This is a genomic window from Caulobacter sp. GW821-FHT09B11, assembly GCF_059418205.1.
In genome coordinates this window covers 56425-81634 of sequence record NZ_JBWKPK010000010.1, presented here as the reverse complement: position 1 = coordinate 81634, position 25210 = coordinate 56425, and the positions used below count along the sequence as shown (strand labels likewise).

The following is a 25210-nucleotide window of genomic DNA, read 5'->3' as shown; positions in this document are numbered from 1 at the left end:
ATGCGTACCCTCAAGACCCTGATCCTGGCCGCTTCGGCCCTGACCGTGAGCGCCTCGGCCGCCTGCGCCGCCGAGCCCGCGACCAAGCCGACGACCACCTGGGCCTATTCGGCCAAGACCGCCGTCGGCGCCTCGTACGAGGCCTATGTCGACGGCGCCTACAAGGACGGCGGCCGCACCGGGGCTGTGTCTAAGGTGTGGTTCTCGGTCGCCGACGGCGTGCTGACCGAAACCATGTACGGCCTGATCCACGAGGCCCAGATCAAGCAGATGCGGATCGCCGTGAAGACCGCCGACGGCCTGGCTGTCGAAGGCCGCGATACGACCGCCAGGACTGAATATCTGTATACGGATAAAAAGGGCCGCCCGCTGTCGCCGGCCTACAAGATCACCACCACCGACAAGGCCGGCCGCTTCGTCATCGAGAAGCGGATCTTCACCGATCCCGACCGCAACGCCCTGTTCCTGCGGGTGACGGTGAAGGCTCTGAAGGGCCCGGTGACGCCGTTCCTGGTGCTGGAGCCGCACATGGCCAACACCGGCGGCAATGACGTCGGCTCGGCGGGCGCGCAAGGGCTGACGGCCGGCGAGGGCAAGGTCTACCTCACCCTGCGCGGCGACCGCCCCTTCGCCAAGGCCGCCGCCGCCAAGCTGGAAGGCAATGACGCCCTGAAGATTCTCGACGGCGGCGTGCTGGAGGGCGGTTCGGAAGCCAAGGGCGCGATCGTCCTGGCCGCCCAGCTGCCGACCCTGGCGGCCGGCGAGGCGACCTACGACTTCGCCATCGGCTTCGGCGCCGACCCGGGCGCCTCCAGCCAGACGGCCATGGCCAGCCTGAAGACCGGCTATGCCGAGGTGCTGGCCCGCTACAACGGCGAGGGCGAGCGGGTCGGCTGGGCCGACTACATCGCCTCGCTGTCCGAGCTGCCGCGCGTGGCCGCCCAGAGCGCCGACGGTGGCAAGCTGGCCTATGCCAGCGCCCTGATGCTGAAGGTGCAGGAAGACCGCACCCACGCCGGCGCCCTGATCGCCTCGCTGTCCAACCCGTGGGGCGACACGGTCGACGCGGCCCGCCCCTCGACCGGCTACAAGGCCGTCTGGCCGCGCGACTTCTACCAGTGCGCCATGGCGCTGGCGGCCCTGGGCGACAAGGAAACCCCGCTGGCGGCCTTCCACTACCTGCCCACGGTGCAGGTCGGCCCCAAGACCCCCGGCAACAAGGGCGCCGGCGGCTGGTTCCTGCAGAAGACCGAGGTGGACGGCACGCCCGAATGGGTCGGCGTCCAGCTCGACCAGACGGCCATGCCGATCATGCTGGGCTGGAAGCTGTGGAAGCTGGGCTGGCTGTCTGAGCCGGACCTCAAGGATTACTACGATCGCATGATCAAGCCGGCCGCCGACTTCCTGGTCGATGGCGGCAAGGTCAACATCGGCTGGAACCACGAGACCATCGTCCCTCCCTTCACCCAGCAGGAGCGCTGGGAGGAGCAGGCCGGCCACTCGCCCTCGACCACGGCCGCGGTGATCGCCGGCCTCGTCACCGCCGGCGACATCGCCGACCTCGCGGGCGACAGGGCCTCGGGCGACCGCTATCGCGCCACGGCCGACGCCTATTCGGCCAAGGTCGAGGCGCGGATGTTCACCACCAGCGGCAAGTTCGGCGACGGCAGCTACTTCATGCGCCTGAACAAGAACGAAGACCCCAACGACAAGGCCCCGATCGGTGCCGCCAACGGCCAGATCGCCCCGCCCGAGGACGAGGTCGTGGACGGCGGGTTCCTGGAGCTGGTCCGCTACGGCGTGCGCCGGGCCGACGACAGCCACATCGCCGGCAGCCTGCCGGAGCTGGACGACACGGTTCGCGAAGACCTCTACCGCGTGCGCTACGACTTCAGCTTCCGGGGCGTGAAGGGCGAGTTCCCCGGCTGGCGGCGCTACGACGTCGACGGCTACGGCGAGGACGCCAAGACCGGCGGCAACTACGGCGAGGGCGGCGAAATGAGCCCCGGCCAGCGCGGCCGGGTGTGGCCGATCTTCACCGGCGAGCGCGGTCACTACGAACTGGCCCTTGCTCAGGAAAAGGCGGCGGCCGAGAAGGGCAAGGTCGGCAAGGGCCAGATCGACGCCATCCGCGCCCGCTACGTCAAGGCCATCGAACTCTTCGCCAATGACGGCCTGCTGATCCCCGAACAGGTCTGGGACGGCGTCGGCGCCGACGCCCGCCATCCTTACGTGAAGGGCGAGGGCACGGACTCGGCCACGCCGCTGGCCTGGTCGCACGCCGAGTATCTCAAGCTCTTGCGCTCGCTGGCCGACCGCCAGGTCTGGGACCGCTACGAGCCGGTGGCGGCGCGCTACGCGAAGTAGGCCTGGCCGGCGGTTTCGCCCGGGCGCGGCGTCGGCTACGACTTCGCCCCGGGAGGACCCTCGCCATGACCGGTCAGCCGATCACGCTGAGGCTGCGCATCCAGGACCCGATCCCGGGCGTGGCCTACAGCCTGCAGGACAAGAAGAACCATCCCGTGGGGCCGGTGACGGCGGGCGACGCGCCGCTGGCTTTCGACGTACCCGTGCGCCTGGCGCCGGGGCCGCGGTTCCTCGGCGAGTTCGTCCGCAGCGAAGGCCCCAGCCGGCGGTTCGTCTACATCGCCATCGGAACCTCGGCCGGCCAACACGGCTCGCCCTGGAGCCGGCGCGCCAAGATCGACATCCACACGATCCCGGCGGACCTGCTGGCCAAGGCGCTGGACGGCGCGGCGCTCGAGGTCCTGCTGCCCGGCAAGGCCAAGGACGGCGGCCCGGCCTGCGCCACCGTGGTTCCACTCGCGCCCTGGCGCGTGGCCGACTGACGCCCGCCTTTCTTCCACCTTCGACTCCGGCTAAGAACGGAGCATGAACGTCGTCGACCCCTATCTGATCCTCGCCCTCGTGTTCCTGGCCGCCGCGGCCGGCGCCGTCGTCTGGGCGCTGATGGCGCAGCGCAAGGCCGCCGCCGCCTCGCAGGAGGTGTGGCGGCTGGGCGCCCAGCTGGAGCAGGCGCTGGACCGCCACCGCATGCTGGAGGACCAGTCCAAGACCCAGATCGAGCTGATCCGGGCCCAGGCGGAAAAGAGCGCCCAGGCCGTGGCCGAGCAGCTGATCAAGCGGGCCGACGAGAACGCCAAGAGCCGCGACCAGCTCACCCACGCCCGTCTGGAGGCGCAACTGAAGCCGGTGGCCGAGACCCTGGCCAAGTTCGAGGCCCAGGTCACCGCCGTCGAGAAGTCGCGCGCCGAGGAGAGCGGCGGCCTGAAAGCCCAGATCGCCGCCCTGATGGAGGCCTCGGCCGCCACCCAGACCGAGGCCCGCAAGCTGTCGGCCGCCCTGCGCCGGGGCGCGGGCGTGCAGGGCCGCTGGGGCGAGCAGATGCTGCGCAACGTGCTGGAGATGGCCGGCCTCAAGCACGGGGTCGACTTCACCGAGCAGGTTTCGCTGGACGGCGGCCGCGTGCGTCCCGACGTGGTGGTGCGGATGCCGCGCAACGCCGCCTTCGTCATCGACGCCAAGTGCTCGCTGAACGCCTATCTGGAAGCCCAGGACGCGGCCGACGACGTGGCCCGCGAGGCCGCCTATCTGCGCCACGCCAATAGCTTGCGCGAACACATCAAGTCGCTGTCGGCCAAGGCCTATTGGGACGCCCTGGAGGTCTCGCCCGACTTCGTGGCCATGTTCGTGCCCGGCGACGGCATCCTGGCCGCGGCCCTGGAGCGCGCGCCGGAGCTGATGACCGAGGCCATGGAGAAGCGGGTGATCATCGCCACGCCCTCGACCCTGTTCGCGCTGTGCAAGGCCGTGTCCTACGGCTGGCGGGTGGAGGAGCAGGCCAAGAACGCCGTCGAGGTCGCCGCCCTGGGCCGCGAGCTCTACAAGCGCGTCGCCGACATGGGCGGCCACGTGGCCGGGGTGGGCCGCTCGCTGTCGCAGGCGGTCGACAAGTACAACGCCTTCGTCGGCTCGCTGGAGAGCCGCGTGCTGCCCAAGGCCCGCGAGTTCGAGAAGCTGAAGGTCGAGCACGGCGGTAAGGGCATCGAGGAGCTGACGGCCGTCGACACCGCCGTGCGCCCCGTCACCAAGCTGGAAATCGCGGCCCCCGAGAACCAACTATCGGACGGGGTGGGACAAAACCCCGCCTTGACCCTCGGAAACGGGACGCCTACCTGAGTAGCGTTATGGCTATCCGTCGCATCCTTACCATCGACAGCCCCGCCGACCTGGCGACGCTGAAGAAAATCTCTACGCCCGTCGAGGCCGTGACCGACGACCTGCGCGTGCTCATGGACGACATGCTGGAGACCATGTACGAGGCGCCCGGCATCGGCCTGGCGGCCGTGCAGGTGGGCGAGCCCGTGCGTGTCATCGTCATGGACCTGGCCCGCGAGGGCGAGGAGCCGGCCCCGCGCTTCTTCGTCAACCCCGAGCTGTTCGATCCGTCGGAAGAGCTGTTCGTCTACGAGGAAGGCTGCCTGTCGGTGCCGGAATATTACGACGCCGTCGAGCGTCCGGCCCGCATCAAGGTGCGCTACCTGAACTATCAGGGCGAGAAGGTGGAAGAAGAGGCCGAGGGCCTGTTCGCCGTCTGCATCCAGCACGAGATGGACCACCTGGAAGGCGTGCTGTTCATTGACCACCTGTCGCGCCTGCGCCGCGACCGGGCGATGGCCAAAGCCAAGAAGGCGCGCCGGGCGGCTTGATCGCCTCACGCTGCGTTTCAAAGAAAAGCCCCGGTCCGAAAGGCCGGGGCTTTTTCTTTGTCCCTCTCCAAAAAAGAACTGCCTTCCTGGGCCTTGTGCCCAGGATCCATCGTTCAACGGCTCAGACCTTTGCAGGTCGGCCAAGGTCTGAACGGTCGCCGGCATGGGCCCTCGCCACAGGGGCGAGGGAGGCGGGTTTGCTGGTGTCGCTTTCCAAGATCCTCCCCCTGTGGGGGAGGTGGCCCAGAGGGCCGGAGGGGGGACGTTTTCAGCCGCCGCGACGCTGGCCGATTTCCGCGCCATTGCCCTCTCCGTCGGCTTCGCCGACACCTCTCCCTTCAGGGAGAGGGTTCCCCCACGCGCCGTCCCGCGCTAACCCGCATCCCCGATGCCTCAGTCCGTACGCACCGCCTATCGTGAGCGCCTCGCCGCCGGCGAGCTTCGTCCCGATGTCGCCCAGGCCGCCGCCATCGAGGCCCTGGCCCGGCTGGAAGCCGATCTCGACGGCGCCGGCGAGCCCAGCTTCTCGTTCTTCGGCCGCAAGCCCAAGAGCCAGCGCGGCCTCTACATCTGGGGGCCGGTCGGGCGCGGCAAGTCGATGGTCATGGACCTGTTCTTCGACAGCGCCCCCGTGCACCGCAAGCGGCGGGTGCACTTCCACGTCTTCATGGCCGAGGTGCACGCCCACATCGACGCCTGGCGCAAGGGCGACGCCGCCGAGCGCAAGGCCCGCTTCGGCCGCCACAAGGGCGACGACCCGATCGCCCCGACGGCCGAGCTGATCGCCGACCAGGCAAGGCTGCTGTGCTTCGACGAGTTGCAGGTCACCGACATCGCCGACGCCATGATCCTGGGCCGGCTGTTCGAGGCCCTGTTCGCCGAGGGCGTGACCCTGGTCGCCACCTCGAACCGCCCGCCCGACGACCTCTACAAGGACGGCCTCAACCGCCAGCTCTTCACCCCCTTCATCGCCATGCTGAAGGAGAAGATGGAGGTCGTGGCCGTGCGCGGGCCGGTGGATTTCCGCCTCGACCGCCTGCGGGCCGGCCGCACCTGGCTGTCGCCGGTCGACAAGGCGACCGAGGCCGAGTTCGACGCCCTGTGGGCCGACATGCTGGACGGCGCCGAGGAGACCGGCGCGACGCTGGAGGTGATGGGCCGCAAGCTGCGCCTGCCGCGCGCCGCCGGCGGCCTGGTGCGCAGCTCGTTCGCCAGCCTGTGCCAGCAGGCCCTGGGGCCGCAGGACTACCTGGCCCTGGCCGCGCGCTTCCACACCATCTTCCTGGAAGACATCCCGCTGCTGGTCCCCGAGAAGCGCGACGCGGCCAAGCGCTTCAACACCCTGATCGACGCCCTCTACGAGGCCGACGCCAAGCTGGTCGCCCTGGCCGCCGGCGAGCCCGAGGCGCTGTATCCGGCCGGCGACGGCTCCTTCGAGTTCGAGCGCACGGTGTCGCGCCTGCAGGAGATGCGCTCGGCCGACTACGTGGCGCGGGTAAGGGATTGAGCATGAGCGTCAAGGACCGGGTTCGCGTTCGCGAGACCAGGCTGCTGTCGGACAACTGGTACGTCCTGAAGACGACCAATTTCGATTGGCGGCGGCGCGACGGATCGTGGCAGGCCCAGAGCCGCGAGACCTATGATCGTGGCAACGGCGCAGTGCTGCTGCCCTATAGCCTGGAAAATCGCACGGTGCTGCTGGTCAGGCAGTTCCGCTATCCGGCCTTCGTCAACGGCTACGACGACCTGCTGATCGAGGCGGCCGCGGGGCTGCTCGACGACGCCGACCCCGAGACGCGCATCCGCGCCGAGGTCGAGGAGGAGCTGGGCTATCGTCTCGGCGGCGTCCGCAAGATTTTCGAAGCCTTCATGAGCCCGGGCTCGGTGACCGAGATCCTGCATTTCTTCGTGGCCGAGTATGACGCGGCGATGCGGATCGGCGACGGCGGTGGCCATGCAGACGAGGGTGAGGACATCGAGGTTCTGGAGCCGACCATCGATGCGGCTCTGGCCATGATCGCCGATGGCCGAATCCGCGACGGCAAGACCATCATGCTGTTGCAGTGGGCCGCTCTCAACCTGTTCAAGGCTTAAGGCCCGCTGGGCATCTCCACGGCGGCGAAGAGGGCTCAGAATACCCGGTCCAGCGACACCGTGAACCGGCAGACCAGCCCCGTCCGAGCATAGTCGATCGCCACCTCGCCGCGCAGTTCGGCGCCGATGCTGCGTTCGATCAGGCGCGAGCCGAAGCCGCGGCGGGCGGGGGCGGTCACGGGCGGGCCGCCGGCCTCGCGCCATTCGAAGGTCAGCAGGCCCGGCGGGGCGACGGACCAGTTCAGGCGCAGCCGGCCGGCCTCGTCGCTCAGCGCCCCGTACTTGGCGGCGTTGGTGGCCAGTTCGTGGAACACCATGCCCAGCGACAGGGCCACCCGGGCGGGCAGGTTGACGTCCGGCCCGTCCATGACGATGCGGCCGGCGTCATAGGGCGCCAGTTCCTGGGCCAGGATCGGGCGCAGGCCCGCCCCCGCCCACTGGCTGTCGGTCAGGGCGTTGTGGGTCTGGGACAGGGCCAGCAGCCGCGCTTCGAAGGCCCGCACGAAGGCTTCGGGTTTCTCGATCCCGCGCAGGGTCTGGCGGGCGATGGCCTGGACGGTGGCCAGGGTGTTCTTGACGCGGTGGTTCAGCTCGTCGAGCAGCAGGCGCTGCTGCTCGCCGGCCAGAACCTTGTCCGTCACGTCCGAGCCCTCGACCAGCACGCCCGAGACCGCGCCGTCGGCCTCGACGATCGGCTGGTAGATGAAGTCGAGGAAGCGGTCTTCCAGCGGGCCGTCCGGGGTGCGCTGCAGGGCGACCTTGATCTCGCGGCCGACGAAGGCCTCGGCGCTGGCGCTGACCCGGTCGAGCAGGGTGATGAAGCCCTGTTCCACCACCTCGGGCAGGGCCTCGCGCAGGGGCAGGCCGACCACGTCGCGCCAGCCGATCAGCTGGCTGTAGGCGTTGTTGATCAGATCGATGCGGTGGTCGGGCCCGCGCAGCACGGCCATGAAGCTGGGCGCCTGCATGAAGAGGCGGCGCAGGTCGGCGCTCTGGGCCTCGGCGGCGCCGGCCCGCAGCAGCACGTCGTCCTGCAGCATGGTCATCTCGCCGCGCCCGAACGCCATGTCCTTCAGCCGCTGGATGGCGGTGACGTCCTGGGTGTGCTGGACGATATAGGCCGTGCGGCCGCCCGGGCCGGGAATCGGCGTGTGGGTGGCGCTCCAGATGCGGTCCTCGAAGCCGCCGCCCTGGTGGGCCGGCCGCTCGATGGCGTAGGGGATCAGCGGCAGGTGATCGACCTTGCCGCTGTCGCGGGCCCGGACCAGCGAGTCTTCCAGACGCGTCCGCGACTCGTCCTCGCTGGGAAAGGCCGCGAACACGTAGACGCCGGCGATGTCCGCCCAGCGGCGGCCCACGGCGTCGAGATAGGCCTGGTTGGCCGCCACATACCGCAGGTCGCGGTCGAGCATCATGTACGGGGTCGGAAGCCGATCGAACACGGCCTCGAAATCAATCGGCCCGGTCATCCCCTGAATGTTTCTCCCCATCGGCAGGCAGCCATAACGCAAGCTTGGCTTGAGCGGTTCCTGCATTCACTCGCCAGGCGAATTGAGAACGTATCTCAAGTAATGGCCGTTTCGTTGACACCCCGGCGCTCGCGCTTAAAAGCGTCCCGCAACGCACAAATCCACAGGTTGGACGTAAAAATGACCGAGACCAGCCGGGGGCTCCCAGAGCGTCCGCTGTCGCCGCACCTCCAGGTCTGGCGCTGGCACATCACCATGGCGTGCTCGATCCTGCACCGCGCCAGCCTGTTCGCGCTGTATGTCGGCGTCCTTCTGCTGGCGGGCTGGGCCCTGTCGCTGGCCTCGGGTCCGGACCACTACGCCTGCTACACCGGCCTGCTGGGCTCGCTGCTCGGCAAGCTGCTGCTGTTCGGCATCACCGTCGCGGTCTTCTACAACGTCGGCTACATCGTCCGTCAGAGCTTCTGGGACCTGGGCAAGGGCTTCAATCCCAAGACCGCCGACATGACCGGCCTGGCCGTGATCGCCTTCGCGATCGTCGCCGCCGCCGTCACCTGGATCATCGCCGCCGCGACCGGAGCGATCTGACCATGAGCACCTCCAACAGCCCCTTCCGCACCCCGCTGTCGCGCGCCCGCGGCCTGGGCGCCGCGCACCATGGCGTTAGCCACTTCATCTCCGAGCGCATCTCGGGTCTGGCCCTCGTGCCGCTGTTCATCTGGGGCGCCTTCGCGGGCATCCGCCTGGCCGGCGCCGACTTCGACACCGTCGCGGCCTGGGTGGCGATCCCGCTGAACGCCGTCCTGCTGTCGCTGCTCTTCGTGGCCCTGCTGGTCCACCTGAAGAACGCCATCCAACTGGTCATCGAAGACTATGTCGAAGCCTTCGCCCCCAAGGCGGCGCTGGTCATCGGCAACCTCTTCGTCTGCATTCTCGCCGGCGCCGTGGGGATCGTCTCGATCCTGAAGATCGCCTTCACCGGAGCCCTTTGATGTCGGCCTACACGTTCATCGACCACAAGTTCGACGTCGTCGTCGTGGGCGCCGGCGGCTCGGGCCTCCGCGCCGCGCTCGGCGCCGCGCAAGCCGGTCTCAAGACCGCCTGCATCACCAAGGTGTTCCCGACCCGCAGCCACACCGTGGCGGCCCAGGGCGGCATCTCGGCCTCGCTCGGCAACATGGGCCAGGACGACTGGCGCTGGCACATGTTCGACACCGTCAAGGGTTCGGACTGGCTGGGCGACCAGGACGCCATCGAGTACCTGACCCGCAACGCTCCGGCGGCGGTCTATGAGCTCGAGCACTGGGGCGTGCCGTTCTCGCGCACGGCCGAGGGCAAAATCTACCAGCGCGCCTTCGGCGGCATGACCAAGAACTACGGCGAAGGCCCGATCCAGCGTACCTGCGCCGCGGCCGACCGCACCGGTCACGCGATGCTGCACACGATGTACGGCCAGTCGCTGGCCCACGACACCGAGTTCTTCATCGAGTACTTCGCCCTCGACCTGATCATGGAAGACGGCGCCTGCCGCGGCGTGACCGCGTGGAAGCTCGACGACGGCACCCTGCACCGCTTCCAGGCCCAGACCGTGATCCTGGCCACCGGCGGCTACGGCCGGGCCTACTTCTCGGCCACCTCGGCCCACACCTGCACGGGCGACGGCAACGCCATGGCGCTGCGCGCCGGCCTGCCGCTGCAGGACATGGAATTCGTGCAGTTCCACCCCACCGGCATCTACGGCGCCGGCTGCCTGATCACCGAAGGCGCCCGCGGCGAAGGCGGCTACCTGACCAACTCGGAAGGCGAGCGCTTCATGGAGCGCTACGCCCCTTCGGTTAAGGACCTGGCGCCCCGCGACATGGTCAGCCGCGCGATGACCATCGAGATCCGCGAAGGCCGCGGCGTGGGCCCCAACAAGGACCACATCTTCCTGCACCTCGACCACCTGGATCCGAAGATCCTGGCCGAGCGCCTGCCGGGCATCTCGGAGACGGCGAAGGTGTTCGCCGGCGTCGACGTGACCAAGGCCCCGATCCCGGTGCTGCCGACCGTCCACTACAACATGGGCGGCATCCCGACGAACTACCACGGCGAAGTGGTGACCAAGGCCGGCGACAACCCCGACCAGGTGATCCCGGGCCTGATGGCCGTGGGCGAAGCCGCCTGCGTGTCGGTGCACGGCGCCAACCGCCTGGGCTCGAACTCGCTGATCGACCTGGTGGTGTTCGGCCGCGCGGCCGGCCTGCGCTGCGCCGAGATCCTGACCCCCGGCGCCAAGCAGCCGGAACTGAAGGCCTCGCAGACCGAGGCGCACATCGCGCGCTTCGACCGCATCCGCAACGCCAACGGCTCGACCCCGACCGCCGAACTGCGCCTCGAAATGCAGAAGGCGATGCAGGAAGACGCCGCCGTGTTCCGCACCGGCGAGAGCCTGGACAGCGGCGTGGCCCGCCTGCAGGCCGTCTGGGACAAGAAGAACGACGTCAAGGTCTCCGACCGCGGCCTGGTGTGGAACACCGACCTGATGGAGACCCTGGAGTTTGACAACCTCATCGGCCAGGCGGTCGTGACGGTGAACGGCGCGGCCAACCGCACCGAGAGCCGCGGCGCCCACGCCCGCGAGGACTTCTCCGACCGCAACGACACCGAGTGGATGAAGCACACCCTGGCCTGGCTCGACAACGAGACCGGCAAGGTGAAGATCGATTTCCGTCCGGTGCACAACTACACGATGTCGACCGACATCGACTACATCCCGCCGAAGCAACGGGTTTACTAGGGGAACGCAGATGGTCCAGCTCTCTCTTCCCAAGAACTCCCGCGTTCAGAGCGGCAAGCACTGGCCGGCCCCGGCCGGTTCGAAGAACGTGCGCTCGTTCAAGATCTACCGCTACGATCCCGAAACCGGGATGAACCCGCGGTGGGACACCTACGACGTCGACGTCGAGGCCTGCGGCCCGATGGTTCTCGATGCGCTGCTCTACATCAAGAACACCATCGACCCGACCCTGGCCTTCCGCCGGTCGTGCCGCGAGGGCGTCTGCGGTTCGTGCGCGATGAACATCGGCGGCCGCAACACCCTGGCCTGCACCCACGGCCATGGCGAGGTGCCCGGCAAGGCCGTGCAGATCAGCCCGCTGCCGCACGTGCCGGTGGTCAAGGACCTGATCCCCGACCTGACGCTGTTCTACGCCCAGTACGCCTCGATCGAGCCGTGGCTGCACACCACGACCCCCGAGCCGCAGAACGAATGGCGCCAGTCGCCGGAAGACCGCGAAAAGCTCGACGGTCTCTACGAGTGCATCCTCTGCGCCTGCTGCTCGACCTCGTGCCCGAGCTACTGGTGGAACGGCGAGAAGTATCTGGGCCCCGCGGCCCTGCTGCACGCCTACCGCTGGCTGATCGACAGCCGCGATGAAGCGACCGGCGACCGCCTCGACGACCTCGAGGACCCGTTCAAGCTCTATCGCTGCCACACGATCATGAACTGCGCCCAGGTCTGCCCCAAGGGGCTGAACCCGGCCAAGGCCATCGCCTCGATCAAGAAGATGCTGGTGGAGCGCGTGGTCTGACGACCGCGCCTTCGTCGCTTCTTTCGATGATCCGGAAGCCTCGCCGCCCTGCGGCGGGGCTTTCGCATATGGGGCGCATGAGGGGCGGGCTATTCGCCTGCCGCACTTTCCGGACGGCGCTCTTCACGGCGGCCTCCGTGCTGTCTATGGCTGATGACGGACACACCTTCGGCCCGGCTTGCAAAAGATGACGGGGTCGTCAATTTTGTCGTGCGGGAGGCAGGCGCGTTGAGTGAAGCGGTCGTGAGCGATCCGAAAGCCAAGGTGGTCATCGTCGGCGCGGGCCATGCCGGCGGTTCGGCGGCGGCCTTCCTGCGTCAGTACGGGCACGAAGGCCCGATCGTGCTGATCGGCGAGGAGCCGCTGCTGCCCTATCAGCGCCCGCCGCTCAGCAAGGCCTGGCTCAAGGGCGAGGCCGACGCCGACTCCCTCGCGCTGAAACCCCAGGAATGGTACGCCGAGGCCAATGTCGCCCTGCGCCTGCAAGGCGTGGCGACCAGCCTCAACCGCGGCGACCGCACCGTGACCCTCGCCTCGGGCGAGGTCATCTCCTACGATTTCCTGATCCTGGCCACCGGCGCCCGCGCCCGCGAGCTGCCGATCCCCGGCGCCGATCTCTCCGGCGTTCTGGCCCTGCGCACGGCGGCCGACGCCGAGGCGCTGAAGGCCGCGCTCGGTCCGGGCAAGCGCCTGGCCGTGGTCGGCGGCGGCTATGTCGGCCTGGAGGCGGCGGCCTCGGCCCGCACCCTGGGCGCGGAGGCCACGGTCATCGAGCGCGAGAGCCGGGTGCTGGCCCGCGTGGCCTGCGAGACCCTGTCGACCTTCTTCCAGGACTATCACGGCGCCCGAGGCGTGGCCTTCGAGCTCGACGCCAATGTCGAGGCGTTTGAAGGCCAGGACGGCCGCGTCACTGGCGTGCGCCTGAAGGGCGGCCAGGTCGTGGCCTGTGACGCGGCCCTGGTGGGCGTCGGCGCCCATCCCAACGTCGAGCTGGCCCAGGACGCGGGCCTGGAGTGCACCGGCGGCATCGTCGTCGATCTCGAAGCCCGCACCGGCGACCCGCACGTCTTCGCCATCGGCGACGTCGCCCACCGGCCTCTGCCGATCTACGAGCGCCAGTTCCGGCTGGAGAGCGTGCCCAACGCCCTGGAGCAGGCCAAGCAGGCCGCCGCCGCCATCGTCGGCCGCGCCGGCCCGCCGCCCGAGCTGCCGTGGTTCTGGTCCGACCAGTACGACCTCAAGCTCCAGATCGCCGGCCTGCCGTTCGACGCCGACAGCACGATCGTACGCGGCGACGTAGCCGCCGCCAGGTTCGCCGTCTTCCACCTCAAGGGCGACCTCGTCCAGGCCGTGGAAGCCGTCAACGCGCCGCCCGAGTTCATGGCCGGCAAACAATTGATCGCCAAGCGGACGCCCGTGTCTAAGACAAAGCTCGCGGATCCGGCGATATCCATGAAGGAAGTGGCGGCCTGAAAGCCGCCCTCTAGCTACGCAGGGGAACCATGGCCAAGATCACCTACATCGAATTCGACGGGACCGAGCACGCCCTCGACGTCAAGCCGGGCCTGACGGTCATGGAAGGCGCGGTGAAGAACAACGTCCCGGGCATCGACGCCGACTGCGGCGGCGCCTGCGCCTGCGCCACCTGCCACGTCTATGTCGACGACGCCTGGACCGACAAGACCGGCGACAAGTCGGCCATGGAGGAGTCGATGCTCGACTTCGCCGAGAACGTCGAACCCAACAGCCGCCTCTCCTGCCAGATCAAGGTCACCGACGCCCTCGACGGCCTGGTCGTCCGCCTGCCGGAAAGCCAGCATTGAGGCTGATGGGCTGAACGAAATCGGCGCCGCGAGGAGCAACGGCTCGTCGCGGCGTCAGCTTTCGCAGGCGGTGGGCGTTCGGGGCTTCATCGGCCTCGCATCATGCGCGCCAGCACCGCCAGGGCATCCAGCTCCTTCAACAGCGCGGCGGCGTCTTTCTCCGCCTGCAACGCCGCGCCGTAGACCGCGCCGATATCGATCTGCTCTTCTTCCGTGGCCTGAAGCCAGCGTTGCGGGCGCAGGTTGACGTCGTCGTCGAGCAGTTTCGTGATCGCGACGTCCACGGCCTCCGATGGCTCCGGCCCCTGGTATCGCGACAGCAGGTCGCTGATGTGGGCCGCGGTCAGTCGCTCGGCGCCGCGATGCGTTCTGACGTCGAGCCGCTCGCCATCCACCAGGCGGATGTGATCGGGACCCTCGTTCGCCGCGCGCAGGACGACGGCGGCGAAAGCGATTTCCGTCCATGGGACGACGCCGGTCGGCAGTGAGACCACGCCCTCGATCTGCCTCGCCTGGATCAGTCTGCGGCGAGCCTCTTCGTCGAGGCTCCGAAACAGGAAGGCGATCGGCATCAGAACGACAGCCCGGCCCCCGGAGCGAAGCAGGCTCGCACAGTGGAGCAGGTAGGCGGTCTCCGATCGCAGGAGCGGGCGGCTCAGTCCGAAGACATTTTCCAGCGGCGTTCGTTCCGAAGGCGTGAGCTTGGCCGCAATCGGAGGGGCGCAGACGGCGTAGTCGTACGGGTCGCCGAACTGGTTCCAGCTCGACAGGGCGTCGGCGACCCGAATGTCGGCCGTCGCGTCCATGAAATGCAGCCTCAATCGCGTGAGTGCGGCCGCAACGGCGCTGAGCTCCTGGCCCACCATTGTCGAACCGGGAGCCTTGCGCGCGACTTCCGAAAGCAGCGCGCCCAGTCCGCAGCGCGGATCGACGACGCGTCGGTTGGGAAGGGGGGCGAGGAGTTCGGCGACGAGTTGCGCGAGAGGGCGTTGCGTTTCGAAATCGCCCGCAGGGGCGCCCTGCGAGAATTCGGCGATAGTGGCGTCGAACAGATCCGCCGGACTGTCGAAAGCGCCCGCTTGCTCGATCAGGCTGTCGGCGATCACGATCAGCGCCGGCAACGAAGGCCCCGCCTGGGCGAGATCGGCGAGCAGCGTCTCGGTCAAGGCGCCTCGCAATTGCGGAACCGCGTCCTCGATGGCGTAGGCGACATGGTACAGTTCGTGGTCCAGCCCGGTGGGGCCTTGTTGATGTCGCGCGCGCAGCCGAATGGCGTTCCAGGCGCCCTTGCCGTGGCGCTGCGCCAGCAGGCCCAGGGCCAGGAGCGCAAGGACGCGGCGCCCGGACTCAAGGCGACCGAGGTGGCGGAGCTGGTTGCTGAGTCCCTTCAGGATGTCGGTGGAGATCGTCATCGCGGAGCCTCGTTCGCTTCGAGCGCCTTTCTCACCATTTCCTGTGCGATGAGCCGCCGACTTTCGACACTGCGAAGCACCGCGTCGGCGTACCGATCGGTCAATTCAACCAGGTCATTCAGGGTGTCGATCTGGTGGTCGTCGGGCAGGGCGACGGGCAAGGATTTCAGGTCCTGAATTCCAAAGCCCAAGGTCGCGGTTCCGACAGAGCCGAGTTGGAGGCGCCAAGCCGTGGACGGGGCTCGCAGATAGGCCGCCAGGACGTTGGCCAGCCGTACCTCCTTGAGCCGGACGACAATCAGGTTCGCAGTCGGGATCGCGTCGATGTGCTCGGGGCGCGCCACGGCGACGCGCAGAGTTCCGCGCGACGTGATGATCATGTCTCCGGCCCGAATGCCGATCGATCCCAGATCGGAGGCTGGGTCCACTTCCAGGCGTTCGAATTCATCCACGTCGGCCAGGACGAAGCCGACGTCACGCGGCGTGACGAGGCGAACCGGCTTACCGCCCGGCATGGCCTTTATCCTTGATGTCGAGCGGCCGGAGAAAACCACCTCGGCCAGGGACTCGATCGTCTCGATATGTGTCATGCAACCCTACTTATGACACTTGAAGTGCGGGTGAATATGCGCCATATAGGCATGGGGTGGCGCTGCAACCCTGCTTATAACATGGAAAGACAATGAGCATCGAGGAAATTGGAACGCTGGTCGAGAGGATCGTCGCCGTTGGCGGCCTGCTCGTGAGCCTGATCACTCTCTTCTACACCATCCGTCCGCCCCGTCCTTAGGCGATGTTCGCCTGCCCTCAACGGGTCGTCGGTGTCGGAAGTACGGAAAAAGAGAAGAGAAGTGGTGCCGCCTAGACGCTCGAGGAGGGGCTGGACGCGCCCAGCAGATGCGCTGGCGAGCCGCACATATGCGCCGATATACCTGCGCCAGTGGCAACCTAGCGAACCCTCCAAAATTCGCCGGAGGGGACCTTCTCAATCCCTGCGCGATTGTCCAGTTTCCGGAGGGGCATTAACAGCAGCTATGCGCGATCCTGCATTTTGTCGGCAGAGCTTAATACCTGCCGACCACCGAACCGTGCCGCCGGACGCTCCCGCATTGAAACTTGCGAGAGCGTCGGCTTAAGGCATTTCAGTCGCGCAACTGGCGAAGGCCAAACACGATGATCAAGCAGCCCAGCCTCGGCTAAACTGCGGCGGCGTAGGCTGGCCGGTATTGGTCCGGCGCGCACCAGTCAAGAATAGCTCCAGATCCTCCCGCGCGTAGCGCACCAGGCGGCCGCTGAGCTTGCGGAATGGTGGGCCCAGGCCGCGTAGCCGCCAGTCCTCCAGCGTGCGAGGAGACACGCTCAGGAAATGCGCTGCCTGCGCGGTGGTCAGCAGGGGCGAAGAGGGAGTGCTGTAGGGGTGGTTCATGTGACGCATGGCTCCGGAGGAGATTTCAGTGCGTCGGACTATCTATACCAAAAAAGCCGAGCTGGTTTTGGCAAGTGAGGGCCTCTTTCCTCAGCGAAAACAATGCCTGACGGCGCGCACACCGAAATCACAACGGAATCGCGTTGCTCGCGGACCGGGCGCGCGGGCGCCTGATCACGAGGTTTTTTCCTAGCTTCCACGTAGCTTCCATGACGGGCACCCCATGGCGCGGCCCGGTGAATTTATTCAATGAAATCAAGGGTTTGGTGGTGCCGCCTAGGTGACTCGAACACCTGACCTACGCATTACGAATGCGCCGCTCTACCGGCTGAGCTAAGGCGGCCCACGGCGCGTCGGCGAATCGCCGAGCGCGAGGAGCGGCCTATTTAGCGGGGCGCGGGCCGCTTGCCAAGCGTCGGCGTGCGTTCGTGTTGCGACGAGGCGCCGGAGCCGGTCCCGGGGCGTCCGGCGAGGGCGGATCGTCCAGGTCGTCGGGGGCGTCCAGGCCTGGGTGGTCGGGGAACGGGATCAAGGCCCCGCCGGTCTCGGCGGCGTGCACGAAGGCGGTGGATTCGGCGTAGGCTGACCGTCCGTAGGCCGAGGGCAGCTCGGGCAGGTCGCTCATCGTGCGCTCGCGGCGCTCGAAGCGCGGATGCACCAGTTCGCCGGTCTCGGCGTAGCTGGCGGCCAGGCGGGCCCAGTCCTCGCGGCCGTAGGCGAAGGCCTGGCCCTCGGGGTCGAGATCGCTCCAGTCGGGCTCCTGAGGGGCGGCCACGCCGCGGGCGACCCAGGCGCGGGCCTCGTCGGGCTCGGCATTGGCGAAAGCGACGCGGGCCATCAGACCGGCCAGGCGCGCGGTGGGAGCGGCTTCCTCGGGCAGCAGGCGGGCGGCGGCGCGGGCCGCGGCGGGATCGCCGGCGATCAGGGCGCTCTCGACCTTGAGGATGCGGCTTTCGCGGGCCTCGGGCTTCAGCTGGGCCAGGGCCGACAGGCGTGCGGCGCGGGCCTTGGGCGTCTCGCTGGTCTTGAGGTCGCGATAGGCCAGCCACAGGGCCGGGTGGGGCGCGCCCTTCCAGGCGGCCTCGATCAGGGTTCCGGCCTTGGCGGCCTTGCCGTCGGCGGCCAGCAGGCGGGCGGCCATGACCACGCCGGGGGCGAAGTCGGGCTTCAGCTTCACCGATTGCAGGGCGAAGTCGAGGGCCTGGGAGAGGCTCTTGGGTTCGTCGGACTCCTCCAGGCTGGCGGCGGAGGCGGCAAGGAGCGCGGCGCGGGCCCGCTCGGCGACGGCCGGCGAGACGATCTTGCGCTCCTGGCCGCCCTGGACCAGTTGCAGGGCCGCGGCCCAGTCGCCGGCCTCCAGTTTGGCTTCCAGCAGGGCGCGCCAGGCCCACAGGGCCGAGCGGGCCAGGCCATAGGCGGTCTCGGCGTGGCGCAGGGCCAGCTGGCGGTCGCCTTCGGCCAAGGCCAGCTGCATCAGGCCGCGCAGGCCGGCCAGCCGCATCTCGGGAAAGCCCAGCATGGCGTTCCAGGCCTGGCGCGCGGCGACGTTGTCGCCAGCGGCTTCGGCCGCCTGGGCGGCCAGCACGCGGACCAGGGCCGGGGCGTCGTCATTGAGGTCGGCGGCCTTCTGGGCCAGGCGACGGGCTTCGGAACCGTCGCCGGCGGCCACGGCCAGGAAGCCGCGCGACAGGGCCTCGGTCGCCTGCTTGCGCCGTGCCTCGGCGCGGGCGCGGGCGGCGCGCTTGGGGGCCTCGATGATCCACAGCAGGCCGCGCCACAGGGCGGCGGCGACCAGGGCCAGCAGCAGGGTCAGCAGGGCGGCGGCGGCGGCCGTCATCTCGACCCGCCAGCCCAGCCACTCCAGGCTGGCCGCGCCCGGCTCGCCGGTCAGCGAGACCACGACGACGGCGACGACGGCGATGACGACCAGGGCGAAGAGGGCGCGGATCATTGAGCGCCCCCGGGTCCGGCGCCACCGGCCAGGCGCGCGTCGGCCTGGCTGCGCTGCACCTGGACGAGGCCGGTCAGGGCCTGTTGGCGGACCGAGGCGACCAGGCGGTCGATCTCGGCCCGGCGCTCGGCCTCGGCCCGCCAGGCGGCGAGGGCGGGGCGAGCGGAGGCCGGCAGGGCGTCGAGCAGGCGCAGGGCGCCGCCCACGTCGCCGGCGTCGAGCCGGGCCTGGGCGCGGGCCAGCAGGGCGTCGGGACCATTGCCCGTCGTCGAGCCGACCTGGCGGATGGTGACGACGCGCGAGAGGGCGTGGCCCAGGCGGGCCAGGGCGCCGGCGTCGGGGCCGGGATCGTGGGCGGCGACCGAGACGCTGCCGGCCAGGTCGTCGAAGCTGGCGGCGAGACCCGCCACGGTCGGGGCGCCGGCCCTGGCCAAGCGTTCGAGGGCGCGGACTTCCGACGACATCGGCAGCACCCGCTCGAGGCTGGCCACGGCGTCGGCGAAGGGCTCGCTGCCCTGCGCGGCCTCGGCCAGGCTGGCGGCGGCGAGCGCCCCGGCGGCGGCGTCGAGGGTGCGCTGCTGGCCGGATTCGAGCAGGGCGATGCGGCCCTCCAGCCGGCCGATCTCGGCCGAGGGGGCGGGGGCGTCAGGCGTGGTCGCGACGACGGGCGCCGACGAGGACGAGGCGGCGAAGCCGCCGGCGACGGGCGCGGGGGCGGCGGGTGCTTCCGGGGCCGCGCCGCGCCTGGAAAACCAGGTCGGGCCGAAATGGGCGATGGCCGCGCCGGCTCCGACGCAGATCACGCACAGGGCGATCATCACCCAGAACATGGGGCCGAGCAGGGGTTTCCTGGCATAGAGGGCCGGGTCGCTGGGGGCGGCGATTTCGGTGGGATCGGGGGCGGCGCTCATGGTCCATTCGTGCCCCACGCGCGGTTTGCGTGCAACTTCGCCTTAAGGGGCGAGGAGGTCGAACAACGCTGTTTCGCGGGGGAGCGGCGCGATGGCCACAGGCCCGAGCTTGCCGGCGTCGCCTAGGCCGGCAAGCGGCGCGCCCACGGCGGGCGACAGGCAGAGCGCGCGCAAGGCCGGGGCGGGGCGGGCTTCCAGCACCGCCGCCAAGGCCTTGGCGGCCTTGGGCGAGTGCAGCAGCACGGCGGCCAGGTCGTCGAGGGCGTCCAGCGTCGCGGCGTCCGGCGCGCGCGCGACCGTCTCGTAGACGGCGACCGATCGCGCCTCGATCCCAGCGCGGACCAGGGGCGAGACGAGGTCGCCGGCCGGTTCGGCGGCGGCCGGATGCAGCACGGCGCCGGCCGGGCGGCGCTCGACGATCAGGGCGGCGAGGTCGGCGACGTCGCCCCGCGCCGATTCGATGTGGGTGAAGCCGGCCTCGGCGGCGACATCGGCCGTGGCGTCGCCGACCGCGAACACCGGCAGGCCCCGCTCGCTGCTGGCCCGGGCGAAGGCGGCCACGCCGTTGCGGCTGGTGAACGCCAGGGCGCCGACGCCGGCCAGGTCCACCGTCCACGGCAGGTCGCGGACCTCCAGCAGCGGGTCGATCAGGGGGGCGTAGCCGAGGGTCGAAAGGCGCGCGGCGGTGGCCTCGGCGCCGGGGCGGGCGCGGGTGATCCAGACGCGAGGCGCGCCCGGGGTCATTCGCTCGGCGCGATGATGGCGTCGCCGCCCTCGGCCTTGACCGCCGCGCCCAGCTCCAGGCCCAGGGCGAGCGCCTGGCCGGCGTCGTCGTCGCCCGTCAGCACCACCTCGCCCTCGTGGCGCACGCGAACGACGCCGTCGGGGCTGAGGGCCTCGACCAGCAGGGAGAGGCGCGCGCCGTCCAGGCGACCATAGGCGCCGACGGCCGTGCGGCACGAGCCTTCCAGGGCGTAGAGCGCCCCGCGCTCGGCGGCCACGGCGATGGTGGTCGGGCGGCAGCGGATGGCCTGCAGCCAGGGGGCGTCGACATCCTCGGCCCGGCTCTCGATCGCCAGGGCGCCCTGGCCCGGGGCCGGAGGCGCGGCGACCGGGTCGAGCCAGCTCTGCGGGATGTGGCCCAGACCCAGGCGGTTCAGCCCCGATTGGGCCAGCAGGATGGCGTCGGCCTCGCCGCGCTCCAGCTTGGCCAGGCGGGTGTCGACATTGCCGCGCAGCATGACGATGTCGAGGTCGGGCCGCACGTGCAGGGCCTGGGCCTGGCGACGCAGGGACGCGGTGCCCAGGCGCGCGCCGTGGGGCAGGTCTTCCAGCCGCTGGGCCTTGTGGCTGATGAAGGCGTCGCGGACGTCTTCGCGCTCGGGCGTCGCGGCCAGCACGAGGCCCGGCGGCAGCACGGCCGGCATGTCCTTCAGCGAATGCACCGCGCAGTCGATGCGGCCGTCGAGCAGGGCCTCCTCGATCTCCTTGGTGAACAGGCCCTTGCCGCCGATCTCCATCAGCCGGCGGTCCTGGATGCGATCGCCGCTGGTGACGATCGGGATCAGCTGGGCGTAGGTCGCGATCTCTTCCGGACCGGCGTCGTCGGGGGCGCCGAGGGCTCGCGCGATCCGCGCCTGCATGTGGCCGGACTGGGCCAGCGACAGCTTGGAGCCGCGCGCGCCGATGCGGATGGGTTGCCGGGACACGGTCTGGACGTTACCTGCTGAGCGAAACAACTGCCTTCGCTGCTACAGGAGCGGCGGGAACCCCGCAACCGAATGACAACCCTTACGGATTCTGGCCTCACGAAGGGTCTCATCGTCCTTGGTCTGGAGACCAGCTGCGACGAGACCGCCGCGTCCGTCGTGCGCCGGGACGCCGACGGCCGCGTGGAGGTGCTGTCCTCGATCGTCGGCACCCAGTTCGAGCAGCACGCCCCGTTCGGCGGGGTGGTGCCCGAGATCGCCGCCCGCGCCCATGTGGAGGTCATCGACAGCGTCGCCGCCGAGGCCATGCGCGCGGCCGGTATCGGCTATGACGCGCTGGACGGCGTGGCGGCCACGGCCGGTCCGGGTCTGGTCGGCGGGGTGATGGTCGGCCTGGCGTTCGGCAAGGCCGTCGCCCTGGCCCGCGACCTGCCGCTGGTGGCGGTCAACCACCTGGAGGGTCACGCGGTCTCGGCGCGTCTGGGCGCCGAAGTGGCCTATCCTTTTCTGCTGCTGCTGGTCTCGGGCGGGCACTGCCAGCTGCTGGAGGTCGGCGGCGTCGGCGCCTGCAAGCGCCTGGGCACCACCATCGACGACGCGGCCGGCGAGGCCTTCGACAAGATCGCCAAGAGCCTGGGCCTGCCCTATCCGGGCGGTCCGGCGCTGGAGAAGCTGGCCAAGACCGGTGACGCCAGCAAGTACGAGCTGCCGCGCGCCCTGCTGGGCCGCAAGGACTGCGACTTCTCGTTCTCGGGCCTGAAGACCGCCGCCGCCCGTATCGCCGTCACCCTGACCACCGACCAGGAGCGGGCCGACCTGGCCGCCGCCGTGCAGTTCGCCATCGCTCGCCAGCTCTCCGAACGCACCGACCGGGCCATGAAGCTCTATGCCGAAGGGCACGCGGCCGGCGAGCGCCGCTTCGTCGTCGCCGGCGGGGTGGCCGCCAACGGCGCGGTGCGCGCGGCCCTGCTGAAGGTCTGCGAGGACAACGGCTTTTCGTTCGACGCCCCGCCGCTGGCCTATTGCACCGACAACGCCGCCATGATCGCCCTGGCCGGGGCCGAGCGTCTGGCGGCCGGCATTTCCGATGATCTGGACGCCGTCGCGCGTCCTCGCTGGCCCCTCGACGAGGCGGCCGCGTTATCCAATCCGAGCAACAGTTTCGGTCGAAAGGGAGCCAAGGCATGAGCTTCAAGCACGCGGGCGTCGTCGGCGCCGGGGCGTGGGGCACGGCCCTGGCCCAGGTCGCGGCGCGCGCCGGCCTTCAAGTCACGTTGCAGGCCCGCGAGCCCGAGGTCGTCGCCTCGATCGCCGACAAGCGCGAGAACACGATGTTCCTGGCCGGGGTCGCGCTGGAGCCGGCGATCACCGCCGTCTCCGACATGGCCGCCCTGGCCGACTGCGACCTGATCCTGGCCGTGCCGCCGGCCCAGCACCTGCGCTCGGCCATGGCCGCCCTGAAGCCGCACCTGAAGCCCGGCGTGCCGGTGTTGCTGTGCTCCAAGGGCGTCGAGCAGGGCTCGCTGAAGCTGATGACCGACGTGGCCGCCGAGACCCTGCCGGGCGTGGCCATCGCCGTGTTGTCGGGTCCCAGCTTCGCCGGCGAGGTCGCCCGCGGCCTGCCCGCCGCCGCCACCCTGGCCTGCGAGGACGAGGCCCTGGGCAAGGCGATCGTCGAGGCCATCGCCATCCCGACCTTCCGCCCCTACTGGGCCGCCGACGTGATCGGGGCCGAGGCCGGCGGGGCGGTGAAGAACGTCCTGGCCATCGCCTGCGGGATTTCGGAGGGCAAGGGCCTGGGCCGTAACGCCCACGCCGCCCTGATCACCCGCGGCTTCGCCGAGCTTACCCGCCTGGCCCTGGCCCTCGGCGGCAAGGCCGAGACCGTCGCCGGCCTCTGCGGCCTGGGGGATCTGGTGCTCACCTGCTCGTCCAGCCAGTCGCGCAACATGACCGTGGGCCTCGCCTTGGGCCAGGGCCAGACCCTGGAACAGGCCCTGGCCGGCAAGGTCAGCGTCGCCGAAGGCGTCGCCTCGGCTCCGGCCGTCCGGGCGCTGGCTCGGAAGCTCGGCGTCGAGACCCCGATCTGCGAAGCCGTCGCCGCCATCCTGGCCGGCGAGGTCGACGTCGACAGCGCCATCCTGGGCCTGCTCTCCCGCCCGCTGAAGGCGGAGGGGTAAGGGTAACAAAATCCTCCCCCTCTGGGGGAGGTGGCGCGTAGCGCCGGAGGGGGGGCGGTTTCAGCTTTCGAGGCGCTGGCCATCTCATCAGCCACACCCCCCCCCCCGCGGTTTCAGCTTTCGAGGCGCTGGCCATCTCATCAGCCACACCCCCCTCCGTCGGCTTCGCCGACACCTCCCCCAGAGGGGGAGGATCCTTTAGGACGGCCTCGCTCACTGACTTCAACAAGGAACCGCCCATGCCGCTCTACGCCATCGTCTGCAAGGACAAGCCCGGCGCCCTCGAGACCCGCCTGGCCGTGCGCCCCAAGCACCTGGACTACCTGAACGCCTCGACGGGCCTGAAGGCCGCCGGCGCCCTGCTGGACGACGACGGCAATCCGATCGGCTCGATCATCGTCGTCGAGGTCGAGGACAAGGCCGCCGCCCAGGCCCAGGCCGACAACGACCCGTTCACCGCCGCCGGCGTGTTCGAGAGCGTCGAGGTCCGTCCCTGGCGCCTGGCCATCGGTTCGTTCTGAGCTTGATGAGCGACAATCCCGCCCGCCCCGCGCCCGGCCAGGCGATCTGCGCCCTGGCCGACATTCCCGAGCCGGGCGCGGCGGGCTTCCGCTACCGTGAAGGCGAGGCGATGTTCGCCGGCTTCGTCGTCCGCAAGGACGGCGAGGTCTTCGCCTATGTCGACAGCTGCCCGCACGCCGGCTGGCCGCTGGCCGGGATCAGCGGCCGGTTCCTGACCCGCGAGAACGACCTGATCCTGTGCGGCGGCCACGCGGCCCTGTTCCGCATCGCCGACGGCGCCTGCGTGGCCGGCCCCTGCGGCGGCAAGAGCCTCACCGCCTGGCCCGTGCGGGTCGAGGACGGCCGGGTGGTCGCGGCCTGACCCCTGATCGCCTGACCCTTCCTTAACCGATGGGCGGCTAGGGTCTCTCGACCTTGAGAGGAGCCCGCCGCCATGGCCGACGGATCGACCCCCGCTTTCGACGCCGAACTGACCGACGCCGTGGACGCGCGCGGGGCCGGCGCCAAGCTGCGCTCCCTGGGCAAGATCAATCCGCGCTTCGCCTCGCAGCTGGCCCGCACCATGCTGGCCAAGACCCGCGACCACGACAGCGCCGGCCAGTTCGCCGCCTATTCCGAGGCCAAGGGCTTCGAGTTCACCTCGGCCTGGGCCGCCAACAACATCCCCTTCGTGGCCCCGCTGCTGCGCGGCTTCATGGACAAGCGCCCGGCCGCCGGGCCGAAGGTCCGCTACATGGAGATCGGCGCCTACGAGGGCCGCAACCTCGCCTTCATGGACTGGATGTTCCCCGATCGCCTCGAGGTGACGGTGATCGATCCCTGGTTCGACGAAAACCTGAACCCGGAAGAGAAGTACCACGCCGTCGAGCCGCGCTTTCATCGCAACATGGCGCGCACCACCTTCGGCAAGGTCCACACCCACAAGGGCTTCTCGACCTACGAGCTGCCCAAGATGCTCGAGGCCGACCAGAAGTTCGACCTGATCTATGTCGACGGCAGCCATACGGCGCTGGCGGTGATGATCGACCTGTGCTGCTGCGCCAGCCTGCTGGAGGTGGGCGGCATGATGGTGCTCGACGACTACTGGCACGACATCAGCGAGATCGGCGGCCCCGGCGTGAAGCAGGCCGTCGACCAGTTCCACGCCGCCTTCGGCCGCTACTTCGACGTCGCGGCGGTCTACCGCCAGGTCGCCCTGGTCAAGACGGCCGAGATCCCGCGGTAGGATCCGCACCCTATCAGCCCGTCATTCCCGCCCTTGTGGCGGGAACCCCTCTGTCAGCCGCAAGTGCGGATGGGGCGACGTGCTCAGCACGTCGCCTGCGCTTCCCGTGCCAGCGGAACCAGGGGTTCCCGCCACAAGGGCGGGAATGACGGGAGGTTTTGGAGCGCGCGTCTCTACATCTTGCTC

At 69.7% G+C, this 25210-nt stretch carries 25 protein-coding genes, 1 tRNA gene and 1 pseudogene; 18 read left to right on the top strand and 9 right to left on the bottom strand.

Annotation, left to right across the window (positions count from 1 at the left end; all coding sequences use genetic code 11):
• The 6 genes from AC07N1_RS09725 (at position 1) to AC07N1_RS09700 (ending at position 6824) form a co-directional block, all read left to right on the top strand.
• Positions 1–2367, top strand: coding sequence for a glucan 1,4-alpha-glucosidase (locus AC07N1_RS09725; protein ID WP_494671610.1), 2367 nt, complete (start codon positions 1–3; stop codon positions 2365–2367).
• Between the two features lie 65 nt (positions 2368–2432).
• Complete coding sequence (locus AC07N1_RS09720; RefSeq protein WP_494671609.1) at positions 2433–2849, top strand: DUF5990 family protein; 417 nt, start codon at positions 2433–2435, stop codon at positions 2847–2849.
• A 43-nt stretch (positions 2850–2892) separates the two neighbouring features.
• On the top strand, positions 2893–4200 hold the full coding sequence (locus AC07N1_RS09715; RefSeq protein WP_494671608.1) for a DNA recombination protein RmuC: 1308 nt from the start codon (positions 2893–2895) through the stop codon (positions 4198–4200).
• Between the two features lie 8 nt (positions 4201–4208).
• Positions 4209–4730, top strand: coding sequence for a peptide deformylase (def, locus tag AC07N1_RS09710; protein ID WP_494671607.1), 522 nt, complete (start codon positions 4209–4211; stop codon positions 4728–4730).
• 388 nt (positions 4731–5118) lie between these two features.
• A complete protein-coding gene (gene zapE / locus AC07N1_RS09705; RefSeq protein WP_494671606.1) occupies positions 5119–6237 on the top strand; it encodes a cell division protein ZapE in 1119 nt (372 codons plus the stop codon).
• Positions 6238–6239: 2 nt separating this feature from the next.
• Positions 6240–6824 (top strand): GDP-mannose pyrophosphatase, encoded by a 585-nt coding sequence (locus AC07N1_RS09700; protein ID WP_494671605.1) that lies wholly within the window; start codon positions 6240–6242, stop codon positions 6822–6824.
• 35 nt (positions 6825–6859) lie between these two features.
• On the opposite strand, the gene AC07N1_RS09695 is transcribed toward AC07N1_RS09700, so the two are convergent.
• Positions 6860–8293, bottom strand: a complete 1434-nt coding sequence (locus AC07N1_RS09695; protein WP_494671604.1) for a sensor histidine kinase — start codon at positions 8291–8293, stop codon at positions 6860–6862.
• Positions 8294–8473: 180 nt separating this feature from the next.
• Here AC07N1_RS09695 and sdhC point away from each other — a divergent pair, with 180 nt between their 5' ends.
• The 6 genes from sdhC to AC07N1_RS09665 all read left to right on the top strand — a co-directional run bounded on the left by sdhC (position 8474) and on the right by AC07N1_RS09665 (position 13688).
• Entirely contained in the window at positions 8474–8881 is a 408-nt protein-coding gene (sdhC, locus tag AC07N1_RS09690) for a succinate dehydrogenase, cytochrome b556 subunit (RefSeq protein ID WP_494593669.1), read from the top strand.
• 2 nt (positions 8882–8883) lie between these two features.
• On the top strand, positions 8884–9285 hold the full coding sequence (gene sdhD / locus AC07N1_RS09685; protein WP_110119586.1) for a succinate dehydrogenase, hydrophobic membrane anchor protein: 402 nt from the start codon (positions 8884–8886) through the stop codon (positions 9283–9285).
• Positions 9285–11072, top strand: a complete 1788-nt coding sequence (sdhA, locus tag AC07N1_RS09680) for a succinate dehydrogenase flavoprotein subunit (RefSeq protein ID WP_494671603.1) — start codon at positions 9285–9287, stop codon at positions 11070–11072. The genes sdhD and sdhA overlap by 1 nt, the downstream gene beginning before the upstream one ends.
• 10 nt (positions 11073–11082) lie before the next feature.
• Entirely contained in the window at positions 11083–11865 is a 783-nt protein-coding gene (locus tag AC07N1_RS09675; RefSeq protein ID WP_494671602.1) for a succinate dehydrogenase iron-sulfur subunit, read from the top strand.
• A gap of 243 nt (positions 11866–12108) precedes the next feature.
• Positions 12109–13338 (top strand): NAD(P)/FAD-dependent oxidoreductase, encoded by a 1230-nt coding sequence (locus AC07N1_RS09670; RefSeq protein WP_494671601.1) that lies wholly within the window; start codon positions 12109–12111, stop codon positions 13336–13338.
• 29 nt (positions 13339–13367) lie between these two features.
• Positions 13368–13688: a 2Fe-2S iron-sulfur cluster-binding protein gene (locus tag AC07N1_RS09665; protein ID WP_494671600.1), complete on the top strand. Its 321-nt coding sequence runs from the start codon at positions 13368–13370 to the stop codon at positions 13686–13688.
• Between the two features lie 86 nt (positions 13689–13774).
• On the opposite strand, the gene AC07N1_RS09660 is transcribed toward AC07N1_RS09665, so the two are convergent.
• From AC07N1_RS09660 to hemC, 8 genes are all read right to left on the bottom strand, one after another.
• The gene (locus tag AC07N1_RS09660) at positions 13775–15100 is read right to left on the bottom strand and encodes an HsdM family class I SAM-dependent methyltransferase (protein ID WP_494671599.1); all 1326 of its coding nucleotides are present in this window, start codon (positions 15098–15100) and stop codon (positions 13775–13777) included.
• Positions 15097–15690 (bottom strand): restriction endonuclease subunit S domain-containing protein, encoded by a 594-nt coding sequence (locus AC07N1_RS09655; RefSeq protein ID WP_494671598.1) that lies wholly within the window; start codon positions 15688–15690, stop codon positions 15097–15099. Before AC07N1_RS09655 ends, AC07N1_RS09660 begins: the two co-directional genes overlap by 4 nt.
• 587 nt (positions 15691–16277) lie before the next feature.
• Positions 16278–16526 carry a helix-turn-helix transcriptional regulator gene (locus AC07N1_RS09650; RefSeq protein WP_494671597.1) on the bottom strand — a complete coding sequence of 83 codons (249 nt, stop codon included), beginning with the start codon at positions 16524–16526 and terminating at the stop codon, positions 16278–16280.
• Positions 16527–16793: 267 nt separating this feature from the next.
• Positions 16794–16869, bottom strand: a tRNA-Thr gene (locus AC07N1_RS09645).
• 39 nt (positions 16870–16908) lie between these two features.
• Positions 16909–18477: a heme biosynthesis HemY N-terminal domain-containing protein gene (locus tag AC07N1_RS09640; RefSeq protein WP_494671596.1), complete on the bottom strand. Its 1569-nt coding sequence runs from the start codon at positions 18475–18477 to the stop codon at positions 16909–16911.
• Complete coding sequence (locus AC07N1_RS09635; RefSeq protein ID WP_494671595.1) at positions 18474–19388, bottom strand: COG4223 family protein; 915 nt, start codon at positions 19386–19388, stop codon at positions 18474–18476. The genes AC07N1_RS09640 and AC07N1_RS09635 overlap by 4 nt, the downstream gene beginning before the upstream one ends.
• A gap of 42 nt (positions 19389–19430) precedes the next feature.
• Positions 19431–20132, bottom strand: coding sequence for a uroporphyrinogen-III synthase (locus AC07N1_RS09630; protein ID WP_494671594.1), 702 nt, complete (start codon positions 20130–20132; stop codon positions 19431–19433).
• Positions 20129–21097, bottom strand: a complete 969-nt coding sequence (gene hemC / locus AC07N1_RS09625; RefSeq protein WP_494671593.1) for a hydroxymethylbilane synthase — start codon at positions 21095–21097, stop codon at positions 20129–20131. Before hemC ends, AC07N1_RS09630 begins: the two co-directional genes overlap by 4 nt.
• A gap of 72 nt (positions 21098–21169) precedes the next feature.
• On the opposite strand from hemC, the gene tsaD reads away from it, so the two are divergent.
• The 6 genes and pseudogenes from tsaD to AC07N1_RS09595 form a co-directional block, all read left to right on the top strand.
• Positions 21170–22285 carry a tRNA (adenosine(37)-N6)-threonylcarbamoyltransferase complex transferase subunit TsaD gene (gene tsaD / locus AC07N1_RS09620; protein ID WP_494671592.1) on the top strand — a complete coding sequence of 372 codons (1116 nt, stop codon included), beginning with the start codon at positions 21170–21172 and terminating at the stop codon, positions 22283–22285.
• Positions 22282–23277: an NAD(P)H-dependent glycerol-3-phosphate dehydrogenase gene (locus AC07N1_RS09615; protein WP_494671591.1), complete on the top strand. Its 996-nt coding sequence runs from the start codon at positions 22282–22284 to the stop codon at positions 23275–23277. Before tsaD ends, AC07N1_RS09615 begins: the two co-directional genes overlap by 4 nt.
• Positions 23278–23516: 239 nt before the next feature.
• Complete coding sequence (locus AC07N1_RS09610) at positions 23517–23798, top strand: YciI family protein (protein ID WP_110118036.1); 282 nt, start codon at positions 23517–23519, stop codon at positions 23796–23798.
• 5 nt (positions 23799–23803) lie between these two features.
• Positions 23804–24160 carry a Rieske (2Fe-2S) protein gene (locus AC07N1_RS09605; protein ID WP_494671590.1) on the top strand — a complete coding sequence of 119 codons (357 nt, stop codon included), beginning with the start codon at positions 23804–23806 and terminating at the stop codon, positions 24158–24160.
• Positions 24161–24232: 72 nt separating this feature from the next.
• Positions 24233–25024 (top strand): class I SAM-dependent methyltransferase, encoded by a 792-nt coding sequence (locus tag AC07N1_RS09600; RefSeq protein WP_494671589.1) that lies wholly within the window; start codon positions 24233–24235, stop codon positions 25022–25024.
• Between the two features lie 12 nt (positions 25025–25036).
• A pseudogene (locus tag AC07N1_RS09595) lies at positions 25037–25181 on the top strand (hypothetical protein); the annotation flags it as partial.
• Positions 25182–25210: the final 29 nt, after the last annotated feature.

Excerpts from the sequence above, each read along its gene's own strand:
- AC07N1_RS09725 (WP_494671610.1), top strand. The coding sequence starts at position 1 with ATGCGTACCCTCAAGACCCTGATCCTGGCCGCTTCGGCCCTGACCGTG.
- AC07N1_RS09720 (WP_494671609.1), top strand. The coding sequence starts at position 2,433 with ATGACCGGTCAGCCGATCACGCTGAGGCTGCGCATCCAGGACCCGATC.
- AC07N1_RS09715 (WP_494671608.1), top strand. The coding sequence starts at position 2,893 with ATGAACGTCGTCGACCCCTATCTGATCCTCGCCCTCGTGTTCCTGGCC.
- def (WP_494671607.1), top strand. The coding sequence starts at position 4,209 with ATGGCTATCCGTCGCATCCTTACCATCGACAGCCCCGCCGACCTGGCG.
- zapE (WP_494671606.1), top strand. The coding sequence starts at position 5,119 with ATGCCTCAGTCCGTACGCACCGCCTATCGTGAGCGCCTCGCCGCCGGC.
- AC07N1_RS09700 (WP_494671605.1), top strand. The coding sequence starts at position 6,240 with ATGAGCGTCAAGGACCGGGTTCGCGTTCGCGAGACCAGGCTGCTGTCG.
- AC07N1_RS09695 (WP_494671604.1), bottom strand. The coding sequence starts at position 8,293 with ATGACCGGGCCGATTGATTTCGAGGCCGTGTTCGATCGGCTTCCGACC.
- sdhC (WP_494593669.1), top strand. The coding sequence starts at position 8,474 with ATGACCGAGACCAGCCGGGGGCTCCCAGAGCGTCCGCTGTCGCCGCAC.
- sdhD (WP_110119586.1), top strand. The coding sequence starts at position 8,884 with ATGAGCACCTCCAACAGCCCCTTCCGCACCCCGCTGTCGCGCGCCCGC.
- sdhA (WP_494671603.1), top strand. The coding sequence starts at position 9,285 with ATGTCGGCCTACACGTTCATCGACCACAAGTTCGACGTCGTCGTCGTG.
- AC07N1_RS09675 (WP_494671602.1), top strand. The coding sequence starts at position 11,083 with ATGGTCCAGCTCTCTCTTCCCAAGAACTCCCGCGTTCAGAGCGGCAAG.
- AC07N1_RS09665 (WP_494671600.1), top strand. The coding sequence starts at position 13,368 with ATGGCCAAGATCACCTACATCGAATTCGACGGGACCGAGCACGCCCTC.
- AC07N1_RS09660 (WP_494671599.1), bottom strand. The coding sequence starts at position 15,100 with ATGACGATCTCCACCGACATCCTGAAGGGACTCAGCAACCAGCTCCGC.
- AC07N1_RS09655 (WP_494671598.1), bottom strand. The coding sequence starts at position 15,690 with ATGACACATATCGAGACGATCGAGTCCCTGGCCGAGGTGGTTTTCTCC.
- AC07N1_RS09650 (WP_494671597.1), bottom strand. The coding sequence starts at position 16,526 with ATGAACCACCCCTACAGCACTCCCTCTTCGCCCCTGCTGACCACCGCG.
- AC07N1_RS09640 (WP_494671596.1), bottom strand. The coding sequence starts at position 18,477 with ATGATCCGCGCCCTCTTCGCCCTGGTCGTCATCGCCGTCGTCGCCGTC.
- AC07N1_RS09635 (WP_494671595.1), bottom strand. The coding sequence starts at position 19,388 with ATGAGCGCCGCCCCCGATCCCACCGAAATCGCCGCCCCCAGCGACCCG.
- AC07N1_RS09630 (WP_494671594.1), bottom strand. The coding sequence starts at position 20,132 with ATGACCCCGGGCGCGCCTCGCGTCTGGATCACCCGCGCCCGCCCCGGC.
- tsaD (WP_494671592.1), top strand. The coding sequence starts at position 21,170 with ATGACAACCCTTACGGATTCTGGCCTCACGAAGGGTCTCATCGTCCTT.
- AC07N1_RS09615 (WP_494671591.1), top strand. The coding sequence starts at position 22,282 with ATGAGCTTCAAGCACGCGGGCGTCGTCGGCGCCGGGGCGTGGGGCACG.
- AC07N1_RS09610 (WP_110118036.1), top strand. The coding sequence starts at position 23,517 with ATGCCGCTCTACGCCATCGTCTGCAAGGACAAGCCCGGCGCCCTCGAG.
- AC07N1_RS09605 (WP_494671590.1), top strand. The coding sequence starts at position 23,804 with ATGAGCGACAATCCCGCCCGCCCCGCGCCCGGCCAGGCGATCTGCGCC.
- AC07N1_RS09600 (WP_494671589.1), top strand. The coding sequence starts at position 24,233 with ATGGCCGACGGATCGACCCCCGCTTTCGACGCCGAACTGACCGACGCC.